Consider the following 21,318-nt stretch of genomic DNA (forward strand, 5'->3'; position numbering starts at 1 on the left):
GTACGACGGTGTGGGGCTCGCGCGAAGGATGACAGCGGCCGAAGGCCGGGTGGCTCAGTACCAGTTGTTGGCCTGCCAGAACGACCAGGCTTCACACGGGCTGCCGTAGCGGTCGTTCATGTAGCCGAGGCCCCACTTGATCTGGGTGGCCGGGTTGGTCCGCCAGTCGGCGCCGGCGGAGGACATCTTGGTGCCGGGCAGTGCCTGGAACATGCCGTAGGCGCCGGAGGAGGGGTTGACCGCCTTGTAGTTCCAGTCGGACTCGTGGTCCACGATGTTGCTGAAGCACTGGAACTGACCGGAGGGCACGATCTGCCGCGCCATCGCCTGGATCTGCGCGATCGAGTAGGAGCTCGCGACCGGGATGTCGGAGATGTCCTTGGAACGGCTGGCGGCCGCCTCCTTGGCCTCCGCGCGCTCCTTGGCCTCCTTCGCCGCCTTCTCGGCGGCCTCCTTCTTCGCGATCGCCGTCTCGGCGGCAGCCTTGCGGGCGGCCTCCTCGGCGTCCTTCTTCGCGCTCACATCGGCGGCGATGGCCTGCACGTCGGCCTGCTGCGTCAGCGAGGCGGTCTGCACCTGGGCCTGCTGGCCCGAGGGGATGTCCGCGAGCAACGTGGTGCCGTTTGCCGTCGCTTCGGCGTCGTTGTTCTGCGCGGTGCTGCCCGAGGCAACGCCGACGACGCTTCCAACAGCGGTGACCGCCGTGGCCGAAGCCACTGCGAATCCCCGGACCGAGATCCGGCTCACACGGTTTCCTTCCAGCATCGCCCGCTTCGGTGACCCTCGCGGACGCAATCGTGCCCTTGACACTGGCCTCCCCAACTAACGGGTCACGGGAGGCGCGGGCCCGGTGGGCAACTCCCTCGGGAGGGAGTGCCGCGTGGTGCGCGGGCGGCATACGACAACGCTATGCAGTTGATGCTGTTGCTTTGTGGTGCCGTACCGCTGGGGGTACAGGTGTGTCGTATGCGGGGCCTGACAGGAGTGAGACTCTGCCGTAACACGGCGGGGCAAGGCAATTCTGTGTGCCGTGTGAAAGCTCACATCCCGTTTGACCCAGGGGATTCACGGAAATCGTCACGCGCGAAGGCGCCGCCCGGCTAGGCTCTTCGCCTTTCCGAACGGCGCCAACTACTGCGTAACCACCACCGCTTGGGGCGGGACGGTCAGATCTGCCCTTCTTCGAGCATTTCGGTCACAAGGGCGGCGATCTGGGACCTCTCGGACCGGGTCAGGGTCATGTGCGCGAAGAGCGGATGCCCCTTCAGCTTCTCGACGACGGCGACGACACCGTCGTACCGGCCGACCCTGAGGTTGTCCCGCTGGGCCACGTCATGGGTGAGAACCACCCGTGAATTGGCCCCGATCCGGGACAGAACGGTAAGAAGCACATTCCTTTCCAGTGACTGTGCCTCGTCCACGATCACGAACGCGTCGTGCAGCGAGCGGCCGCGGATGTGGGTGAGCGGCAGGACCTCCAGCATCCCGCGCGCGGTGACCTCCTCGATGACCTCCCGGCTGGTGACCGCCGACAGCGTGTCGAAGACGGCCTGCGCCCAGGGGCTCATCTTCTCCGCCTCGGAGCCGGGCAGATAGCCGAGCTCCTGCCCGCCCACCGCGTACAGCGGACGGAAGACCATCACCTTCTGGTGCTGACGCCGCTCCAGCACCGCCTCCAGACCGGCGCAGAGCGCCAGCGCCGACTTTCCGGTGCCGGCCCGGCCGCCCATGGAGACGATCCCGACATCTGGATCGAGCAGCAGATCGAGCGCGATGCGCTGCTCGGCGCTGCGGCCCTTGATGCCGAACGCCTCCCGATCCCCGCGTACGACACGGATGTTGCCCTCGGGCGTGACCCGGCCGAGCGCCTTGCCGCGCTCCGACTGGATGGTCAGGCCCGTGTGCACCGGGAGATCGGCGGCCTCGGGGACATAGATGTGCCCCTCCTCGAAGAGGATGTCCACCTGCTCGCCGGGCAGGGTCAGTTCGGACATTCCGGTCCAGCCGGAGGAGTCCGTGATGGCGAGTTCCGCGCGGTACTCCTCGGCGAGGAGTCCCACGGACGACGCCTTGATCCTGAGCGGGAGGTCCTTCGACACGACGGTGACGTCGAACCCCTCGGCCTGCAGATTGCGAGCGACCGCGAGGATGCGGGAGTCGTTGTCCCCCAGGCGGTAGCCGCTGGGCAGCACGCTGGGGTCCGAGTGGTTGAGCTCGACACGGACGGTCCCGCCGAGGTCCCCGGTCGGAATCGGGGAATCCAGACGGCCATGGCGAATCCGGTAGTCGTCGAGCAGACGCAGGGCCTGCCGGGCGAAGTAGCCGAGTTCGGGATGGTGCCTCTTGGCCTCCAGTTCCGTCACCACGACGATGGGAAGCACGACCTCGTGCTCGTCGAAGCGGCTCAGGGCGTTGGGGTCGGCCAGCAGAACGCTGGTGTCGAGGACATAGGTGCGCCGGTCTGGCTTGTGGCGCTTTGCGCTGGTCACCACGGAAGGACGTACCCCCTCGGAAGAGGTCGGGGAGCGACGGAGTGGAGCTGGACCGGTCGTCGGCCGCCCTGCGCGGGCCGAGAACCGGCCCTCCGCCTCTTCGTCCGTGCTGTGACCGCACGATCGGGCTGGTGCAAAGGGCCTCCCGGGCGGACGGCCCCGTGCCGTCCGCTGAGATCCGACACCCGTGGTTCGGGCGTCGACCTGACAGGCTTATGCCCTCGAACGAGCTTCGCCATGCCACGGCATATGACGGCGAGCCGGTGAACTCCGTGTTACGTGCGTCTTCGGAGGGGTACCGGGACGTGTTGCGACGTGCGGTGACCCCGGTGCTTCGGGGTTTTCCGGCGGCAGCACGGCCCTTGGCGAAAGTTCAGCTTTGTACGGGCTCAGCCGCCGAAGCGCCGGTGGCGGGCGGCGTAGTCGCGCATGGCGCGCAGGAAGTCGACCTTGCGGAAGGCCGGCCAGAACACGTCGCAGAAGTAGTACTCGGAGTGCGCGGTCTGCCAGAGCATGAATCCGGACAGCCGCTGCTCGCCGCTGGTGCGGATCACCAGGTCGGGGTCGGGCTGGTCGCTCGTGTACAGGTGACGCCCGATCATGTCGGTGTCGACCGCCTCGGCGAGCTCCTCCATCGAGGTGCCCTTCTCCTGGGCGTCGAGGAGCATCGAGCGCACGGCGTAGGCGATCTCCTGGCGGCCGCCGTAGCCGATGGCGACGTTGACCAGTATCCCACCGACGTGCGCGGTGGTCTCCTCGGCCTCCTTCAGGACCGTCTGCATCCCGGAGGGCAGCAGGTCGGGGGTGCCCACATGATGCACACGCCAGCGGCCGTCGGCGGCCAGGGTGCGCACGACGTCCTCGATGATGCCGAGCAGCGGGCCGAGCTCTTCCTGCGGCCGGTCGAAGTTGTCCGTGGACAGCAGCCAGAGGGTCACGACCTCGACGTCGGTCTCACTGCACCACCCGAGGAACTCCTCGATCTTTCCGGCACCGGCCCGGTGACCGTCCACCGTGCTGGAACCGGCGGCCTTCGCCCAGCGCCGGTTGCCGTCCATGATGACGCCGATGTGCTTGGGCACCTGAGCGTGGTCCAGGTGGCCTTCCACCCGGCGTGCGTACAGCCTGACCAGCAGGCCACGCAGCTTGTCGCGCAGGTTCACGTGATCGTCAGCCCCTCCGTAAGGATCGGACAGGCCGCGATGTGCGGCCCGGTCGTGGCCGCGGGCGGTCCCTGCCCGTGTGGCAGTCCCCGGAGGCGAAGCCTACCCTTGCCGCGTCCGCGGGCCGCCCATGGGTGCGGAACGAAGAATTCCGGCCGGTGTTCCGACCCGCCCCCGCACAGAAAAAATCGGGCCGGTCCGTGGGGGGGGAGACGGACCGGCCCGAGGGGGGGTTTCCACCATAACCCTTCGTAAGTGATGCTGCATGCATCGGCGTGCCACAACTACTCTCCGGAGCCACCCCACGACGGGGCGGTGTCCGCAGAAGCCCTCGCACATGGCTTGTTCTTGACTGGAATACGGCCCATACGCAGCGAAATCAGGCACCCTCGGGCAAGATCCGGGGGATTTGGCGCACCTTGGGGTCCACTCGGCGACTTGTCCCCGGCATCCCTCCGACGGGTGACCCGGCTGCGAACGCCGGATTGACCCCGGCGCGGTCTCGCCGCCACCTCAACGGGGAGGCCCTGGCACCGCGCAGCCCCCTCCACTGCACGGTGCCGCCCGCGCAGCTTTGCTGACGCGAATTACCTTGGTCTGAACTTACGCGAGCAGTGGCAACGAAGGCGAGCCGCGGGCGATAACGATGTGAAAAACATCGACGGGAGTTGCGCAAGTGAAGTGAGTGAAAGGAGTGACCTACGCGGGGCGGGTCAATAGGCCAGCTTCTGTCCTCATTCGCACCTAACGTCACTCCATGACGACGACCGTGAGGATCACATGGGACGCCGCGAGCGCGCGGCGGGCGGAGCGGCAGTTCCTGGCCAGGCCGGCCGGGAGCGGCACGCCGGTCGCCGAGGTGGTCGGCGCGATGGCGGGCGCGCACGCGCAGGTGCTGTCCGCGGCCGAGGTCTCGGTGGGGGTGCGGACGGCCGGGCTGACGCGGGCGGACGTGCGGACGGCACTCTGGGACGACCGGTCCCTGATCAAGACGTACGGTCCGCGCGGCACGGTACATCTGCTCCCGGCGCGTGAACTCCCCCTCTGGTCGGCCGCCTTGACGGCGGTTCCGGCAGGGCCGAGCCCGTTCCCGCCCGACGTACGGCTCACCGAGGAGCAGGCCGGCCAGGTCGTGACGGCGATCGGCGAGGCGCTCGACGGCAGGTGTCTGACCCTCGACGAGCTGACCGAGGAGATCGTCGCCCGTACGGGCCCGTGGGCCGGTGACCGCGTGATGCCCGCGTTCCAGGACCTGTGGCCGCGCTGGCGGCAGGTGATGCACCGGGCGGGCTGGGCGGGCACGCTGTGCTTCGGCCCGAACCGCGGTCGCAAGGCGACATACACGCGCCCGCCGCGCGCGGAGTCCGTGGCCGATGCGCTGGGCACCTTCGTACGCCGCTATCTGCACGCCTACGGACCGGCCACCCCGCAGCACTTCGCGAAGTGGCTGGGGGCACCGCCCGGCTGGGCCACCACCCTGTTCGGAGAGCTGGCCGCCGCGGGCCGTATCGAGGAGGTCGACTTCGAGAGGACACCGGCGTGGGTGGCGGCGGGTGACACCGACTTCCCGGACGGACCCGCACGGGGTGTGCGGCTGCTCCCCTACTTCGACGCGTACGTCATCGCAGGGCAGCCCCGCGAGCGGCTGTTCCCCGGGGAGGCGTACCGGCGCGCCCTCGCGGGCGGCCAGGCGGGCAACTATCCGGTGCTGCTCGTCGACGGTGTGGCGGCGGGAGTGTGGCACCAGCGGCGCCGGGGCCGTCGTACGACCGTCACGGTCGAGCCGCTCGGCCGGCTGACGGCACGGCAGCAACGGGAGCTGGGCGAGCAGGCGGAGCGGGTGGGCGAGGTGCTGGAGGCGACGGCCGAGTTGGTGGTGGGGGAGGTGACGGTGGGGCCGCACGCGTGATCAGGGGTGCCGGGAGGAGGGTGAGTCCGGCTTGCGTGCGTCGAAGAGGTGGCGGGTGCTGTGGGCGACGAAGGGCCCCTCGGCCCGGATCCGCTCGTGCAGCGCGCGGAGCTGCGGCTCGTACGCCTCGACGGTGAAGCCGGGCACCATCCAGACGACCTTGCGCAGGAAGTGCACGACCGCGGCGATGTCGTGGAACTCCATCCGCAGCCGCTCCGCCCGCAGATCGACGACGTCTAGCCCGGCGGCCTCGGCCTCGGCACGCTCCCGGTCGGGACGACGCCCGTCGCGCACGTCGTCCGGCTGGGGCCCGAGGAAGTGCTCGACGAGTTCGAAGACGCTGGCCGGCCCGACGTGCTGGGCGAAATAGGTCCCTCCGGGCTGGAGGACCCGGGCGATCTCGTCCCAGTGCGGGCGGGCGGGATGCCGGCTCACGACCAGGTCGAAGGCAGCGTCGGCGAAGGGCAGCGGGGCGTCCTCGGGGGCGGCGACGACCGCGACTCCGCGTGGCCGGAGCAGGGCGGTCGCCTTGGCGACGTTGGGCGGCCAGCCCTCGGTGGCGACGGCGAGCCGGGGCTGTGTCGGGGCCGTATGGGCATCCGGGGCCGTATGAGTATTCAGGGCTGAGTGAGTACTCAGAGCCGAGGGAGTATTCAGGTCCGAATGAGCAAGGGCGAAGTCCAGGACTTCCCCGCCCCCGGTCTGGATGTCGAGCACGGCAGTCGCCCGCCGCAGCCGTCCGGCCATCGACGTCGCATACCCCCAGGACGGCCGCGCCTCGGTGGCCCGTCCCTCGAACCAGGAGAAGTCCCATCCCTCCGTGGGGACGGAGGCCCCCTCGGCGACGAGGTCCTCGAAGGTGCGATGCGATTGCGGAAGCTCCGGCGCCACTCTCCCTCTCCCTCTCCTTCTCCCGTTCATGAGAGGACGAACACGACATGCTCGTTGTCTCCGTGCTGGACGACGCCGTCACGTCGGAACCCCTGCTTCTCCAGGAGACGAACGGAGCCGGCGTTCCCGCTGAAGGGGTCGGCGTACAGCGGCCGGTTCTGTTCCCGCTCCAGGAAGAGGGCCAGGGCCCGGCTGCCGATGCCGCGTCCCCAGTACGGGCGTCCGAGCCAGTACCCGGTGAAGCGGCGGTCCCCGTCCCACCAGGCGACGAAGTTACCCGCGACCTCACCGTCCACGGTCACGGTCTGTACGAAGACGGTGTCGTCCCCGAGGACCTTGTCCTTCCAGTGCCGCATGAACGCGTCACGCGGCCGGGGCGTGAACCTCGACCGCCGGACGGCTTCCGGATCATGCTCGTACGCCAGGAAGAACTCCAGATCGGCTTCCACAACAGCACGCAGCCGCACGTCCACGTCGTCATCCCTCATGCCCGGAGTGTCGCGGTCGCCACTGACAACGGCCCTGAAGGGAACCGTTCGGCCCTCAGGGAACGAGCGGACGCACTTCCTCCGCGACGAACCGCACGAACCTCTCCGGGTCGGGCTCGTCCCCGGTCGGCTGCAGCACCACGGTGTCGGCCCCGGCCTCGGCCAGCCGCTCGACGGCCTCGGCGACGGCACCGGCGTCCCCGGCGACCCCGAGATCCTCAACGGACTCGAGCCCCTCGTCGGCCAGCTCGGCACGGAGCCGGTCGGCGGCACCGGTGCCTGTCGCGGTCAGCAGATACACGACGACCGGGTGCGGCCCGGCCCCGCGACCGGCAGCCTCCCGCCCTGCGTCAATGAGCTGCCGCGCCTTGCGCACGCCCTCGGCATTGGTGGCGGCGGTGAGGATCGTCCCGTCGGCGGCCTCCCCGGTGAGCCGCAGCGACCGCGGCCCGGTGGCCCCGGCCAGCACGCCGCCTCCCCCACCCTCCGGCGGCCAGTCGAGCGCGACATCGTCCAGCTTCACGTACCGCCCCTCGGTGGTCACCCGCTCCCCGCCCAGCAGGGCCCGAAGCGCGACGAGATGCTCCCGCAACAACGTCACCGGCGACTCGACCCGCGCCCCCACCTGCCCCATCCAGTCCTGCACACCATGCCCCACACTGACGATCACCCGGCCCGGGAACATCCGGTGCAGCGAGGCGACCTCCATGGCCGTGATGGCGACGTTCCGCAAGGGCACGGGCAACAGTCCGACGCCGATCCGTACGTTCTCCGTCCAGGCGAGGGCTGCGGCGGCAGTGGAGATACCGCCTTCTCGGAAGCAGTCTTCCCAGAGCCAGAGTTGGTCCAGGCCTGTGTCATCTGCAATGCGGGCGACGGATCGAGGCCGCTCGGGGGCGAGTTGCGGACGGAACACTGCGCCGAGTTCGGTCATGCTGCTCTTCCTACCCGGGCCGGGAGCGGCAGACAAGGAAGATTTGCCGTGTGACGAGTCAGGAACGGGCAGGGCGGACGCCAGCGCATTCGGTTACAGGTCTGGCGGGGCAATCACCCTCTCGAGTGATCGCCCCGCCAGTACGGTCCAACGCTCGGCTCAGCGGTTGACGGCCTGGATCTCCTGTACGACGACGTCCTGCGTGGCGCCGAAGGTGCCGTCGGGGAGGTCGCCGCCTGCGCCGCCGCTGCCGGTCCAGTCGATCTTCCAGGTGACGGTGGCCTGGAGCGGGTACGTGCCGTTGCCCGAGGAGCGCAGGTACCTCACTCCGCAGGGTGGCGTCTGGTCGGCCTTGCCCTTGGCATAGGGCTCGCCGATGCGGCCGTTGTTGATGTCGCAGACGCCGGAGGCCGGGTAGGTCACCGCGTCCTTGGTGCCCGGTTCGATCCTGAGCGACTGCGGTACGGCGGTCGCGGTCGCCGTGATGCCGATGACCGGTACGGACGCGGTGACGGAGACCGGCTTGAAGTCGGCGGCGTCCAGCCAAGACCAGGTCGGCAGGTTGACCTTGGTCGCGGCGGCGGGTGCCAGGGTGACCTTGGTGCTGGGGACGCGGATCTCCGCGTAGGCGAGGTCGGCGAGGATCTTAGGGGTGACGGCGCTCTCGACGTTGGCGGGCGGTGGGTCGCCCTGGTCCACCCAGAAGGCGGGCTTCTCGCAGGAGTCCCATCCCGGGGGGTAGTCCTCGTCGACGTACGAGTCCCAGAAGTAGCCCTCGCCGGTCTTGTCCTTGTTGAAGTCCTTGTAGGGCTTGCCGTTGACGTAGCGGTCACGCTGCTCGGCGTCCCACTGGTAGCCCGTGGATCCGGCTTCCCAGGTTGGCTCCAGGGTCTTCTGCAACTGCTCCGGGGTGTACTTGGGGGCGTACCAGCAGGGCGGGGGCGTCCAGGAGGTGGATGACGTCAGGGCGCCGGCGGATTTGCCGGTGCCGTTCTTGGAGCGGTCGAAGACGACGCCGCCGGCGGTCACCGAGAGGGTGCCGTCGTCGTCGGCATTGGCCCCCTGGTTGGCGCCCTGTGTGCCGCCCTCCAGGGTGTCATTGGCGCGCGCCACGCCGGGAAGAGCGAGGAGTGACCAGCAGGCCCCGGCAATGACCACCGTGGAGAGCCTCTTCAACGGCCGTCTCATGGCTGGCACTTGGGGCTCCCACTCTGCGAAACCATCTTCTGGATCACCCAGACACCCTTGTCGTTCTTCTTGAGCGACGTGTGGTAAATGACGTAGCTCTTGGCAGTGACCTCGGTCTTCTTGACCTTGTCGGTCTTGAGGTACTTCACATATGCCTTGCCCTGGTCCTCGCAGTAGCTCAAGGACGCCGTACCGTCCTTGTCGACTGCCACTTCGGGGGCGTAGAAGCGGTAGACACCGGTGATGGACGCCTTGTGGTCGACGTAGTTCTGGATGAACTTCTGCGTGGAGGCAGCCGCCTCGCCCTCGTAGTAATGGAGGTACGGCTTGTCGAGCGCGTCCTGGTTGACGATGGCCAAGTCCACAGCCTTGATGGACTGCTCGCTGTCGGCCAGGATCGCGTCCTTCTCCTTGTCTCCGGACTTGGGCCAGTCGAAGGTGTAGGAGAGGTCGGACGGCAGGTCGATCTTCGGCCGTTCGGCGGAGGCCGGGTCGGAAGCGGTGGGGGAGGCGGACGCCTTGTCCCCCGTGTCGGCTCCCGCGATCTTGTCGTTGTCCTTGCTCTTGGAGCTGTCGTCGCTCCCGCACGCGGACAGCGTCAGGGCCGCAGCGGCGGTCAGCGTGAGCGCTGCGAGGAGGGTGGGGCGGCGGTTCACGGTCGGCTCCCGGTACGAGGCGAGGCTTCTCTTGAGCGAACCAAAGCTATACAGCGGGGTGGAGCCGCACCAGGGTGAAGGTTGTCAACTGGCGGGGCGTATGGGGAAGAATCGGCGATTCGTCGACCAGCACGAGCCGTAACGGTTGCATAACGCGCCAATCTGTCGACCCACAGTGGTGCCGTGCGGGGCGTTTCAGTCATGAACCGGCAAAGGGCTTTGGGGAGGCTTTCGCACATCTGGGGAACGTAGGCCGTCCGCGGGTGGCGGGGCATGGGCCCGGGGGCCTATGTAGGGCCTACTCCCCTACGGATACTTTCGGGTTCGGACAGCCGTTGGCAGGTGGCATGGTCGGAGGTGGGCCCGTATGGGGCGGCGTTGGCGGGACGGGCATGGGGAGCTCGTCGTACACCGGGAGGGTGGGGGGCCATCTGTCAGCGTGCCGTTGGAGATCGCCACCTCGTACCGGGCCCGTACCAAAGGGCTGTTGGGGCGGGACTCCATCGACGGGGCGATCCTGCTCTCCCCCGCCAACAGCGTGCACACCTTTCGGATGCGCATGCCGATCGATGTCGCCTATCTCGATCGGCACCTCCGCGTCATCGCCGTGCGCACCATGCGGCCGGGGCGGTTGGGGATGCCGCGGCTGCGTGCACGTCATGTGGTGGAGGCGGAGGCAGGAGTGATGGCTGGGTGGGGAGTTCGGGAGGGGGTACGGGTGGAGATCAAGGCGTAGCGGAGACTCGGCTGTTCCCGAGGTGAGACGCCCATGGAGCACTCACCAAGGCGTCCGGCGAGGAACCCGGTTCCGCCACCAGGTGCCCGCTTTCCCGTCGTCGTCTGATGTGGGCTTGGTGTCGGTGTGCTCCTTGAATGTCCGGTCGAGTTGGGTCACCGCATCCCGTAGGGCTACCGCGTACATTTCACTCATCTCCGGGATGAGTCGCTCCAGTTCCTCCCTGGCCTCCAGGTCGCGGTGAAAGAGGTCCGCTCGGTAACGGCCCGACGGGGCCCAGTCGGACCGGAGTCGGCAGGTCAGTCTTTCCCACACGCGCAGGTAGTGGTGCACATGGCCTTCGAGGCTCGCTGCCGTACCTGTAGGGAGTGTGGCGAGGACCGCGTCGGAGACGGGAGTGGCGATGGGCTGCCTGTCGAGGACCTCCGGGAGGATCTCGACCCTGGCTCGTGGCAGGTCGGGCACCTGCTCCTCCACCGCGTCCACGCGGTATGCCGTGTCCTCGTCGGAGTCGATCGCCTCCAGGCGGCACCTGACGGAGCGTCCGTCGGGTAGGGCGACCCAGTAGGCGCTCGGCAGGTCGAGTGTCGACGGGTGGAGCACCGAACTCTTCACCCTGGCTGCCAGGGCACGTGCGAGTCCTTCCTCCGTGAGGGTGCCGGCGGTGGCGTCTTCCACGGTGATGTCCAGTTCCAGTGCCAGGTCACCGGGAGGGAGGATGCGGAAGGTGCAGAGCACGGGAGCGTCCCAGTGCCGGCTCTCCTGGTCTCCGTCCACGTCGGCCACGTCGACGGCCTTGTCCGGAACCGCCAGCATGTCCGCCAGGGCTTCTCGCAGGCTCTCCGGGGCCAGCTCGGCGACGGTGAAAAGGTTCCCGATCACTCGTACGTTCCGTTCACTTGTACGTCCCGTCATAGACAGCCTTGGCCTTCTCGACCTTCTCGGGATTGTTGACGAATTTCGGGTCCCGCTGGAGTTGCTGCGACTTACCGGCATCGCCCTTGTTCTTCGCGATCTCCTTCAGCGCCGCGTACTCGATGCGGTCCATCTCGACCAGACCGGGGCCGGACTTCGGGAAGACCGTTCCGTTGCCCTCCACCTCGTACGCACGGCCGTTGATCTCGTAGGTGTTCCCGTCCGGTGAGAGCGTGGCGCGGCCGTTCGCGATGCCCTCGATGTCGGAGCGGACCAGGTCCTCGTTGCCTCTCAGGATCACCGTGTTGTGCTCCTTCACCTGTCCGCTTGACGCTCCACCGACAGTGTGGCGCTTGTTCGGGAACTTGAGGACTTTGCCGCGCGCCGGGCCGGGGATGTCGTCCCTGGCCTGCCAGTCGTTGGCCGGCCGATTCTTCTGCTCGGCGCCGTCGGCGGCCTTGTCCGCCTCGTTCGCCTGTTCGCGGGCCTCCTGCGCCTGCTGCTTGGCCTCCTCGTCGCAGCCATCCTCGGCCAGGATGACGTACGGGGCGTCGGCATGGGCAGCGGCCAGGATGGTGGTGCCTGCGCCCGGGGCACCGCCGTACGGGGTTCTGCGAGGTGGGGCCGCGATGGTGCAGCCCGACTCGCGGGCCTTGCGCTCGGCTTCGTCCGCCGCTTCGTCGGCTTCCTTCGCCGCCCTGCGTGCGGCCTCCGGGTCTCCGGCCTTGGCCGCCTTTCTCGCGTCGTCCGCCGCGTCGACCGCCTTCTCGGTGAGCTTGCCCAGGTCGCCGAGCTTCCCGAGTTTGCCCAGCTTGCCGAGCTTTCCGACGAGCTTGGCCTCGCCGTAGCCGGGGATGAAGAGGGAGCCGACGTTCCATACGACCGTGGTGACGGCGCGGGTCTTGTTGCCGTTGTTCCACTGATCGCGGACCTCCTCCCCGATGAACATGTCGTCGAGGATTTTTCCGCCCGAGTTCAGGGTCGCGCCGCCCCAGTCGGTGAGGGCGTCGAGGTAGTCGCCCTTCGCCCATTTGTCGCCGGCGTCCTTGGCGTCCTGCGACCACTGGTCGGCGATGAGGCCGCCGTAGTCCTTGAGGCCGTCCAGGGTGTCGAGCGGGTTGGTGACGGTGTCCCAGATGCCCTTGAGCTCGCCGCCGATGCCGTCCACGAAGAGGCCTTCGCCGACTTGCTTGAGCTGGTCGCCCGTGCAGCCGAAGAAGGCGCCGAATCCGGAAAAGCAGCCGTCGTCGTCCTTGGCCTTGTTGTCCTTGGCCTTGTCGTTGTCGTTCCTGTCCTCGTCCTCGGACTCGCCGTCGCCGGTATCCGTCCTCGTGCCCTCACGGTCCGTCGTGCCGCGCCCGGCCGTGACGCCCGTGTCGTCGCCACCGGACGTCGGGGACGCGCAGGCCGTTCCCGTGACCTTGCAGATCGCCGATTGAAGGCCCCCGTGGATCTGCGTGCCCAGGCCGCTGACGACGAGGGCGGTGATGATCGCGGCCACGACCGCGATGAGTCCCGCGTACTCCACAGCCGTCTGGCCCTCGTCCCGACGCCAGCGGATCATCCTGGCCAGGGAGAAGGGGCGGCGTTCGGCTCGGACCCCGTCGGGGAGGCGGTACCAGTTTCGGGTGTCCTTGCGGGTCAGGAAGTAGAGGACGAAGGCGGGGACGAAGAGCTGGGTGAAGCCGCGCGGTGATTCGTCGGTGATGTTGGTGATCGCACCGGCGATCAGCCAGGCCTGTACGGCGATCAGGCCGCCCCAGATCCTCACCCCGCCCAGCCACGTACGCCGGGCCAGCCACCAGCCGAGAACGCCGGGGGCGGCCCCGTACGCGGTCAGGGCGAGTACGCCGCCGTCGACCGCGTCGTACGAGGCCGCCGTGAGCAGCAGGCCGAGGCCCCCGGCGACCGTGACCGCGAAGAGGGCGTGGACGAGGACGAGTGCCGTTGCGAGCGAGCCGGGCATGCCCTGGCGCCCGCCATGTCCTGACGGCCACGCCCCGCCGGGCTCCGGAGCTGCCCCCATCGAGGCCATGCCTCGCCCCCTCGTACCTTCGGTCTACGACACGGCTCGAGAGTAAGGAGGGGCCTCCGGGGCGGGATGGGCCCGCGGCCCCAAACTTGGGCCCAAAGGGCAGCCCCTAGCCCTCGAACAAAGCATCTAGTCTCTCCTGCGACGGGGGTGGCTCTTCCAACGTCGCCTTCAGTACCCCCGAACACCTCGACCAGCGCATCCGACGCGGCTTACGCCTTATCCAGTACCGCAGTCACCTCATAGACGGCTGCCTCGCCGAGACCGACCTGACCATCGGCCCCCCTGATCAGCGACACGACACCACGAGTTCAACCTCAAGTAGAGGAGTTCGAGAGGCCGATGGAGAAGCAGCCGACCGAAGTCCGTGCGGCCCGAGGGGCCCCTCAGGCCGCCATCAGCGCCGCCAGGGCGCGGTCCATCGCGGCGTTGAACTCTTCCGGCGTCAGCGGCAGACGGGACTTGACGTCCCGACTCCACTGGTCGGCGAGGACCTCGGCGGAGCCCGCCTCAACACCGTCGAGCGCCGCGTCGGCCAGGTCCGACGGAGCGATCTTGTCCACGGGCCAGCCCGCCGCCATGTCGGTGTCGGCCAGGCCGAGGTGTACCGCTGTGACGAGCGTGCCCTGCTCGGCGAGCTCCAGGCGGACGCCGTTGGTCATGGCCCAGGCGGCGGCCTTGGTCAGGTGATAGGCATTGGCGCCCTTGCCCCCGAACCACGACATGGCGGAGAGGACGTTGACGATCGCGCCCCCGCCGTTCCTTTCGAGGCTCGGCGCGAACTCCCGGATCATTCCCAGGTGGCCGAACATGTTGGTCTCCAGCTCGTGCCGCACCGCGTCCAGCGAACCGGTCACCAGGTCGGTCCCCGTACTGATTCCCGCGTTGTTGATGAGTAGCGAGACGTCCGGGGCGGCCTCGGCGGCGGCCCTCACGGATGCGGGATCGGCGATGTCGAGGGGCAGCACCTCGACCCCGGGCAGGTCCACGGTCTCCGGTCGGCGGGCCGTCGCGTAGACCTTGCGGGCGCCCCGTTCGAGCAGGCGCTGGGCGAAGGCGCGGCCCAGGCCGCGGTTGGCTCCGGTGACAAGGGCGACGGAGTTGTTGATATCCATGTCCGGGACGCTAAAACCTGACGCTAGCGTCAGAGGCAAGTGCTGGTCGTCAGGGCCAGGAGTGAGAGGAATCACCATGACTGTCACAGTGGCCGCGGCCGAGCGGTTACTCCGCATCGGCGAGGTGGCACGAGGTGCCGGCGTCTCGGTGCGCGCCGTGCGCTACTACGAGCAGCAAGGGCTGCTCATCGCGGAACGCAGCCCGTCCGGTCAGCGCCTGTACCGGCAGGACGCCATCTCCCTGGTCCGCTTCTTCCAGGAGATGTTCGCCGCCGGCCTCACCAGCCGAAGGATCGCCGAACTCCTGCCGTGCTGGGACGCCGGGCACACCGACGCCGAGCAACGAGCCATGCTGCGAGCCGAGCGCGAGCGCATCCAGGCCAAGATCGACGACCTGCAAGCCACCCTGGACCACCTCGACGAGGTCATCGCGATCACGGACACGCACCCGTAGGCGCGGTCGGCCAGAGTCTCATCAGCGATCTGACCTCGCTGACTTGGTTGGGGCGATGAGGAGTCGTTGAGGGGGAACTGTTGTCGGGCGGCCGACGCGATTTTCGGTGTTCGGGCAGGCCGGAGACCAGCGCGGTGGTCTGGTTCTCCAGGGTCTTTCCGGTCGTAGGCCGTCAGGGTTTGCCGGTCAGCTGACAGGACGGTGTAGTGCGGCCATGCGATGGAAGGCCTTGACCCCGCATGGCCAGATCCAGCGCCCAGGGGGCGAAGCAGTCCTCACGCCACAGCCATTCGAGCATGCCCCGTGCCAGAAACTCGCCGATGCGGGTTGGCCCAGCATTCGGCGAAAGCCTCCGGATCCGTTTCCTCCACGTCGATGCCCAGCCGCCCACAATGGCCGGGGCGGATAGCCCTCAGTTCGTCCCCGTGCTGAAGAAGATCCGGGTTCGTCTGCCGGTCGGGGCCAACCCCGCACCCGGCCGGGCTCAGTTGCCGCGAACAAGGCGTGCTCGTCCCGCGCCAACCACTCCCACCTGTGCAAACGCCGCATCAGAGCGGTCATCCCGGAGAAGAAGAACCATGTGGCCAACCGCAAGAAGAAGGGCAGCCGGGGTGGCCGTCCCGTCACTTTCGACGCCGGTCTTTACCGTGGTCGCCACACTGTCGAGCGACTGATCAACCGGCTGAAGGACTGGCGCGGCATCGCCACTCGCTTCGACAAGACGCCCGAGAGCTACCTCGCCGGCCTCGAACTCCGCGCCTCGATGATCTGGCTCGGAGATCTCCTGGAAGCAGCCGATTGATCACGACACCACACAGGCCCTGGGGCACGCCGGAGCCGTTGTCAACCGAACCAGACGACCAGACGTACGTTGTCGTCCCCGTGCTTGTCGGCAAGGTCCCGCATCGCATTCCAGACCCGGGACCAGGGTGCCTGAGCATCCGCGCTGTGAGAATCACGGGGCGGTACACGGCGCCGTCCAGGTGGACCTCGCCGCCCTACGGCCATTCCACTGGGCTGTACACATCCTCGCCGAAAGCCGCGGCCGCGGCCTCATCCAGGCCGGGCGTGGCTGAGGCCCACACGATGCCGTGTTGGACGAGCTCGCCGTCGTCACCAGGCCGCCACAGGCCCGCCCAGTAATAGCAGGCTCGTCGGCGAGCGGGGCGTCCCAGTCGACCACGGCGACTTCGGCCCAGGTGACATACGTGTGGCTGTGCTGATAGTCCTCGCCTCCGGTATCCCGTACCGGATCCGAAGGGTCGCTCGGAAGCCCGCGGTCGGCAAAGAGCGAACGATCCACACCCTCCGTCCCGCCGAAGTTGAAGAGACACACCCACGCTCGTAGTCCCGCCCCAGTTGCTGGTCCAGAAGGTCGACCGCCATCTCCCGGTGTCCGTCTTGATCTCGTACGTGTTGTTGTCCGGCAGCAGCTTGGCACGCCCCTTCGCAGCGGCCACCGGAAGCCGGAGCCCCACGTGCAGGGAAGCTCTTGTGCAAGTGGGAGCAGGAGAGGCTACTCGTCCTTTCCTTCAGCTTCCGCGCCTACCACCGCTCCGCCTCTCCGTCCCCATATCGAAGAGCTTCCCCTGTGCCGCCTCCGCGTTGTCCCAACTCGCAGGACCGCCCGGCTTCACCGACAGGCGATCCAGAGCTGCCCTGGCCTCAGAACTCCCCGTCGCGCCCAGCAGCTCGATGGCAGAGTCCGCGCCGATGTCCTCGATCACGCAGCGCTCGGCCGTATCCACCGCCCAGTCGGCGAAACGGCCGGGGTCGGAGTCCAGGGCCAGCCAGCGGAACACCGAGTCGGCGATGTCGTCCCGCAGCCGCGGGATCATGGCGAGTATCGCCGCTTCGACGTGATCAACGACATGCCGCTGAAGCGGGTACAGCCTCTCCCGTCCCCGCCACTCGCGCACCAGCTCGTCCACACCGGCCCACGTCACCTGGCTCGTGCGGGGCATCCTCTCCCCCACCGCCTGGTGGAACTCCTCCCACACGTGCCACAACAGGCCCGGAGACGGCGGCTGAGGCACATCCGGCGCCAACTCCGGGTCCGCCAGCAGCTCGGTCACCACCTGCCGAGCCTCCGCCACCCGCTCATCGGTGCGCGGCAGGTCCCCGATCCGATCCCAGTCGCCCTCGTCCCAAGGCTGTGGCAAGGATCGAAGGGCGCGGGGCAGAACGTAGTCACCCTCCGGATCACGCCATCGCGCGACCTGCGGATCCCACATCTCCTCGGCACTCAGGTCCGCGTCCGACTCGCTCATTTCCGCCGTCCTGCCACGTCTCGTGGCTGTCGTCCACTCGTTCGTCTTATTCGATGCCCAGGTACGCCTTTGCGCTGTCCGGGTCCTTCATCTTCGACCAGTCCATCGTGCCGTTCGCCGTCCGCTCGTCGATGGCACGCTGCATCCTGCCGAGCTGGTCGGCGGACAGACCCTGGCCCGCCACCTTCACATCCACACCGTTCTTGGCCATCTCACCGGCCGCCGTTCTGGTGTCCTTCGCCGGCTTGCCGTTTCGGGCGGGCTTGAACTCGCTGAAGACCGACGTCCAGCGGTCGGCCGTCTCGATCTCCACGGTGGCCTTGCGGCCCGGCTCCTTGCTCGCCCACTTCTTGAGCCTCTCGACCTGATTGGCGAAGTCCGCCTTGCGTGTGGCCGAGCCGGCGTTCTTGACCTCCTTGACGTACACGGTGCCGTTCTTGTCCTTGTAGACCACGTCCGCGTCCGGGATCTCGTCGAGATTCACCTTCTCCCCGTTGCCCAAGTCCGCCTCCTTGCGGTTCATCTTGCCGCCGACTCCGGCGTCCACATGGGTTCCGGGGGCCGCGTCGTCGGCAGCGCGGCGTACGGCGTTCACCTCCGCGCGTGCCTCGGCGAGCTTGTTGGCGTCGGAGGCATTGGCGACCTTGCCTTCCAGCGCCGCGGCGGCATCGCCGTTGACGTTTCCGCGGCGTGCGAGGTCGGTGATCTCGTCGAGCGAGTCAGCCGCGTCCTTCGTGCTGATCTCACCGGGTTCCGGGGGATCCTTGGCGCGGTTGACGAGCCCGTCGATCTGGTCGTCAGGCACCGAAGAGCCCCGCTCCCGCAGTGCGGCCTTCGCCGCTTCGGCCCGCGCGTCCAGTGCCTGCTGCTGGGCCTGGCGTGCGTCGTCGGCGTCGTCGCCCGTGCATTCCTTGCCGCCTGCTGCGGCGACGACGATCCGGCCGGCCTGCGGGCCCGCCAGGACGCCTGTGCCGGTGCCAGGGACTCCGCGCGGGCCGCCGCCACCGCCGTAGGGGTAGGGGACGCGCCCGATCGCGATGGTGCAGCTGCCGTTCTTCTCGGCGTTCTTCTTCGCCTCGTCGGCGTGCTTCTGCGCCTCGTCCGCTGCCCTTTTCGCGCCGTCGAAGTCGCCCGCCTTCGCCGCCTTGCGGGCCTTCTCGGCCGCGTCGGCCGCCTTGTCGAGGTATTCACCGACCTCGGCCAGCTTCTTGAACTTGGTGAACTTCGTGATGGTCTTCGGGCTGAAGATGCCGATGACGCCGACAACGGTGTTGCCGATGGAGGCGCCGTAGTTGCCCTTCTCCCAGTTCTCCTTGTCCACGAACGCGTCGACCGCCAGGTCGGACACGAAGTCCTCGGGCGAGTTGACCCAGCCCCATACGGAGGAGACGTAGTTCCCCTTGTCCCACTCCTTGCCCAGCTCGTCGGCCTTGTCGCCCCACCAGTCCGTGGTGTAGCCCTTCAAGCCGTTCCAGCTGTCCTTGATCGAGCCGACCGGGTCGCTGACGACGTCCATGGTGCTGGCCAGGAAACTCTTGGTCGGGGCCACGAAGAAGCCACGGACGTGGTCCATGAACGTTCTGTCGTGGCGTTCCTGGTCATGTACGTCGTCCCAGAGCGACCTCTCCTCGAACGGCCCCGGAGCGAGGGGAACCGTGTCGTTCGCTCCCGCCCCCTCATAGGTGATGATCCGAGTCGACCACGCCGGACCGCCGTCGCTGTTGTTGCCGCCCGTAGCACCGTCGGCGCCCGTGCCTTCCTGGCCGCCGGAACCGGCCTGGGTGCCCGAGTCACCTTCCGCGCCTGTCTCGCCGTTCGCGCCCCCAGCGCCTTCTGTCCCCGCGCCGCCGTCCGCGTTCTGGCGGCCGTCCGGGTCCGCGTCGTTGCCGCCGTCGGTGCCGGCGCCGGTGTCCGAACCGTCTCGCTGCGCACCGTCGTTGTTGTCCCCGGCCGCACCCGTCTCCGTGCCATCGCTTTGCGGAGCGGGGCAGGCCGTGCCCGTCACCGAGCAGACCGCCGACTGGATGCCGTCGGCGATGCGCCCGCCGAGGCCGCCCACCGACAGCGCGACGATGATCGCCGCGACCACCGCGATGAGCCCCGCGTACTCCACCGCGGTCTGGCCCTCGTCCCGCCGCCAGCGGATCATCCTCGCCAGGCTGAACGCCCGGCGCTCCTCCCTGTCCTGGGGAGGGGTCTCGAACCACTCTCGCGACCGGGCCCGACGCAACAGCACGATGACCGCAATCGGCATCGCCGCCTGCGTGAAGCCCCGCAGATCACCGTGTAACAGCGTGCCTAGCGACAGCCACACGATCCAGGCCTGTACGGCGATCAGGGCGCGGCTCGTCCACACCCCGCCCCGCCACAGGCGCCGGGCCAGGTAGACCCCGGCCAAGCTGGGCAGCGAGTCGTACACCAGGATCCCGAAGATCTCCCCGGAGTAGTACGACACCACCGACAGCACGGTGATCACGTACAGCGCCGTCAGCGCGAACTGCACCCACAGGAGTACCTGCGCCCAGCCCAGCTCTCGTGGCAACGGCGAACGCCGGTCCCAGGAGGGAGTGTTCTGCGCACCCCAAATGCCGCTCGGGGGTATTGAGTTACCGGCACCGGACATGTGGGACCTCGGTTCAGCGGGCGGGCATTCAAGGCGGGCGCCCGGCTGACGCTAATGAGAATCGAACAGTGGCACATGGGCCCCCGGACCCACCCTTGGCCCAACTTGAACCGCAGGGCCCGTCCCTGCCTGCGGTGGCGGGAGACGGACCCCGGGTGAGTGGGTGCTGGTGGCTCAGCTCTCCGAGCGGGGGAAGGAGACCTCGACCCGGCGGTTCTTCTTGCGGCCGGATTCCGAGGAGTTGTCCGCGATCGGGTACTGCTCGCCGTAGCCGCGTACCTCGTAGGTGACGTTGGAGTCGGTCAGTTCCTGGTCCAGGACGTTCTGTACGGCGTCGGCGCGTTTCCGGGACAGGACGTCGCCGTGGGCGGAGGAACCAAGGTTGTCCGTGAAGCCGAAGACACGGATCTTCGTCGCGTTCTGCGTCTTGATCTCCTCCGCGATCGCGGAGATACGGGACTTCGCCTCCGCGCCGAGCTTCGCGCTGTCCTTGCCGAAGAGGACCTCGGCCTGGAGGGCGAACTTGACGTCGGCGTTGGTGTCTTCCCGGCGTTCGTCGCCGCTTTGGTCTTCTACGACCTGTTTGATGTCGAGAACCTTGGCGGATGCCAGGGTGGCGCCCTCGGGGAGTTTGAGGTCGGGGTCGTTGGGGTCGACCTTGACGGGGGCGGGGGCGGAGGCCTCAGTACCCGGGGGGACACTGGGGCCTTCGTCGGCGTGGGCGGTCGCGGCGCCGTAGATGCTGGTTGCCACCATGATCGATACGACGGTGAGGGGCAGGGCGAGGCGCGATGCGGCCATTCGCACCGAGGAGTGGGTGCTGGCGTCGGTCACGGTGGCCTCACCCGGAGATCTGGATGGCCGCGCTGGCGAACAGCGGGAGCTGGAAGGTGAGTTCGGTGCTACTCGACGGCGGAGCGGGGAACTGCAAGAACACGTCCATCGTTTCGCCCGACTTGATGGACGTGAACCCCGTGGTCGTCAGCGGGCGTCCATCGGTGTCGCGCAACACGTAGTACCGCTTCTTGCCCTTCGAGTCCACGAGCGTGGCACCACCGAGCGACCTGCCGTTGTTCATGATCTCGGTCTCATTGCCGCTCAGCGCTGCCGGAATCACAGCGACCTCGGAGCCGTCGTTCTTCAGATCGCCGTTCACGGTGACGAACCCACCGGAGTCACGCACGGCAGAGGTGATCTGGAGGAGCAGGCCGTTGGGCCCCTTCAACTCGGCCAAGGGCTTGCTGGACTGCCCCTCCTGAGCACTGGGGTTGGATCCACTGCTCCGGGAAGCGGAAGGCGTCGCGTCCGGTTTGTCGTCGTCACCGCCCCCACCGCAGCCCGCCACGCTCAGAGCCAGTCCGGCCGCAACGGTCAAGGTGACCATCCCCCTGCGGGCCTTCGTAGTGAACCGAATCCTCATGACTCCGCTTCCTTCATTCACTCGTCGTTCGC

18 protein-coding genes and 2 pseudogenes are annotated in these 21,318 nt (G+C 68.2%); 5 read left to right on the top strand and 15 right to left on the bottom strand.

The window, feature by feature from the left end; translation table 11 throughout:
- Positions 1-54 precede the first annotated feature (54 nt).
- From OG542_RS14170 to OG542_RS14180, 3 genes are all read right to left on the bottom strand, one after another.
- A complete protein-coding gene (locus tag OG542_RS14170) occupies positions 55-747 on the bottom strand; it encodes an aggregation-promoting factor C-terminal-like domain-containing protein (RefSeq protein WP_446580407.1) in 693 nt (230 codons plus the stop codon).
- A 419-nt stretch (positions 748-1,166) separates the two neighbouring features.
- Entirely contained in the window at positions 1,167-2,492 is a 1,326-nt protein-coding gene (locus OG542_RS14175; RefSeq protein WP_328411120.1) for a PhoH family protein, read from the bottom strand.
- 389 nt (positions 2,493-2,881) lie between these two features.
- On the bottom strand, positions 2,882-3,655 hold the full coding sequence (locus OG542_RS14180) for an isoprenyl transferase (protein ID WP_328411122.1): 774 nt from the start codon (positions 3,653-3,655) through the stop codon (positions 2,882-2,884).
- A gap of 757 nt (positions 3,656-4,412) precedes the next feature.
- On the opposite strand from OG542_RS14180, the gene OG542_RS14185 reads away from it, so the two are divergent.
- Entirely contained in the window at positions 4,413-5,564 is a 1,152-nt protein-coding gene (locus OG542_RS14185) for a winged helix DNA-binding domain-containing protein (RefSeq protein WP_311127537.1), read from the top strand.
- Here the strand turns inward: OG542_RS14185 and OG542_RS14190 are convergent, their stop codons facing one another.
- The 5 genes from OG542_RS14190 to OG542_RS14210 form a co-directional block, all read right to left on the bottom strand.
- Positions 5,565-6,455: a methyltransferase domain-containing protein gene (locus tag OG542_RS14190; protein WP_328411125.1), complete on the bottom strand. Its 891-nt coding sequence runs from the start codon at positions 6,453-6,455 to the stop codon at positions 5,565-5,567.
- Positions 6,456-6,481: 26 nt separating this feature from the next.
- Positions 6,482-6,943 carry a GNAT family N-acetyltransferase gene (locus tag OG542_RS14195; RefSeq protein ID WP_328411127.1) on the bottom strand — a complete coding sequence of 154 codons (462 nt, stop codon included), beginning with the start codon at positions 6,941-6,943 and terminating at the stop codon, positions 6,482-6,484.
- A gap of 55 nt (positions 6,944-6,998) precedes the next feature.
- Positions 6,999-7,877: an LLM class flavin-dependent oxidoreductase gene (locus OG542_RS14200; protein ID WP_328411129.1), complete on the bottom strand. Its 879-nt coding sequence runs from the start codon at positions 7,875-7,877 to the stop codon at positions 6,999-7,001.
- A 159-nt stretch (positions 7,878-8,036) separates the two neighbouring features.
- A complete protein-coding gene (locus tag OG542_RS14205; RefSeq protein ID WP_328411131.1) occupies positions 8,037-9,065 on the bottom strand; it encodes a hypothetical protein in 1,029 nt (342 codons plus the stop codon).
- A complete protein-coding gene (locus OG542_RS14210; protein WP_328411133.1) occupies positions 9,062-9,721 on the bottom strand; it encodes a hypothetical protein in 660 nt (219 codons plus the stop codon). The genes OG542_RS14205 and OG542_RS14210 overlap by 4 nt, the downstream gene beginning before the upstream one ends.
- A gap of 367 nt (positions 9,722-10,088) precedes the next feature.
- On the opposite strand from OG542_RS14210, the gene OG542_RS14215 reads away from it, so the two are divergent.
- A complete protein-coding gene (locus tag OG542_RS14215) occupies positions 10,089-10,457 on the top strand; it encodes a DUF192 domain-containing protein (protein WP_328411135.1) in 369 nt (122 codons plus the stop codon).
- Between the two features lie 42 nt (positions 10,458-10,499).
- Here the strand turns inward: OG542_RS14215 and OG542_RS14220 are convergent, their stop codons facing one another.
- Both OG542_RS14220 and OG542_RS14225 read right to left on the bottom strand, forming a co-directional pair.
- On the bottom strand, positions 10,500-11,339 hold the full coding sequence (locus tag OG542_RS14220) for a hypothetical protein (protein ID WP_328411137.1): 840 nt from the start codon (positions 11,337-11,339) through the stop codon (positions 10,500-10,502).
- A gap of 13 nt (positions 11,340-11,352) precedes the next feature.
- The gene (locus OG542_RS14225; protein WP_328411139.1) at positions 11,353-13,338 is read right to left on the bottom strand and encodes a Flp family type IVb pilin; all 1,986 of its coding nucleotides are present in this window, start codon (positions 13,336-13,338) and stop codon (positions 11,353-11,355) included.
- 199 nt (positions 13,339-13,537) lie between these two features.
- Here OG542_RS14225 and OG542_RS14230 point away from each other — a divergent pair.
- Positions 13,538-13,688 (top strand): annotated as a pseudogene (locus tag OG542_RS14230) (IS630 family transposase); the annotation flags it as partial.
- Between the two features lie 102 nt (positions 13,689-13,790).
- Here the strand turns inward: OG542_RS14230 and OG542_RS14235 are convergent.
- The gene (locus tag OG542_RS14235) at positions 13,791-14,519 is read right to left on the bottom strand and encodes an SDR family oxidoreductase (protein ID WP_328411141.1); all 729 of its coding nucleotides are present in this window, start codon (positions 14,517-14,519) and stop codon (positions 13,791-13,793) included.
- Between the two features lie 76 nt (positions 14,520-14,595).
- Between OG542_RS14235 and OG542_RS14240 the strand changes: the two genes are divergently transcribed.
- Together OG542_RS14240 and OG542_RS14245 are read left to right on the top strand one after the other, a co-directional pair.
- Positions 14,596-14,973 carry a MerR family transcriptional regulator gene (locus OG542_RS14240; RefSeq protein ID WP_328411143.1) on the top strand — a complete coding sequence of 126 codons (378 nt, stop codon included), beginning with the start codon at positions 14,596-14,598 and terminating at the stop codon, positions 14,971-14,973.
- Between the two features lie 404 nt (positions 14,974-15,377).
- A pseudogene (locus tag OG542_RS14245) lies at positions 15,378-15,775 on the top strand (IS5/IS1182 family transposase); the annotation flags it as partial.
- A gap of 730 nt (positions 15,776-16,505) precedes the next feature.
- Here OG542_RS14245 and OG542_RS14250 read toward each other — a convergent pair.
- The 4 genes from OG542_RS14250 to OG542_RS14265 form a co-directional block, all read right to left on the bottom strand.
- Complete coding sequence (locus OG542_RS14250) at positions 16,506-17,243, bottom strand: hypothetical protein (protein WP_328411145.1); 738 nt, start codon at positions 17,241-17,243, stop codon at positions 16,506-16,508.
- Positions 17,244-17,289: 46 nt separating this feature from the next.
- Complete coding sequence (locus OG542_RS14255) at positions 17,290-19,785, bottom strand: hypothetical protein (RefSeq protein WP_328411147.1); 2,496 nt, start codon at positions 19,783-19,785, stop codon at positions 17,290-17,292.
- Positions 19,786-20,040: 255 nt separating this feature from the next.
- Complete coding sequence (locus OG542_RS14260) at positions 20,041-20,667, bottom strand: OmpA family protein (RefSeq protein WP_328417900.1); 627 nt, start codon at positions 20,665-20,667, stop codon at positions 20,041-20,043.
- 40 nt (positions 20,668-20,707) lie between these two features.
- Positions 20,708-21,286, bottom strand: a complete 579-nt coding sequence (locus OG542_RS14265) for a hypothetical protein (RefSeq protein ID WP_328411149.1) — start codon at positions 21,284-21,286, stop codon at positions 20,708-20,710.
- Positions 21,287-21,318: the final 32 nt, after the last annotated feature.

This window comes from Streptomyces violaceus (assembly GCF_036014075.1).
Classification (GTDB): domain Bacteria; phylum Actinomycetota; class Actinomycetes; order Streptomycetales; family Streptomycetaceae; genus Streptomyces; species Streptomyces violaceus.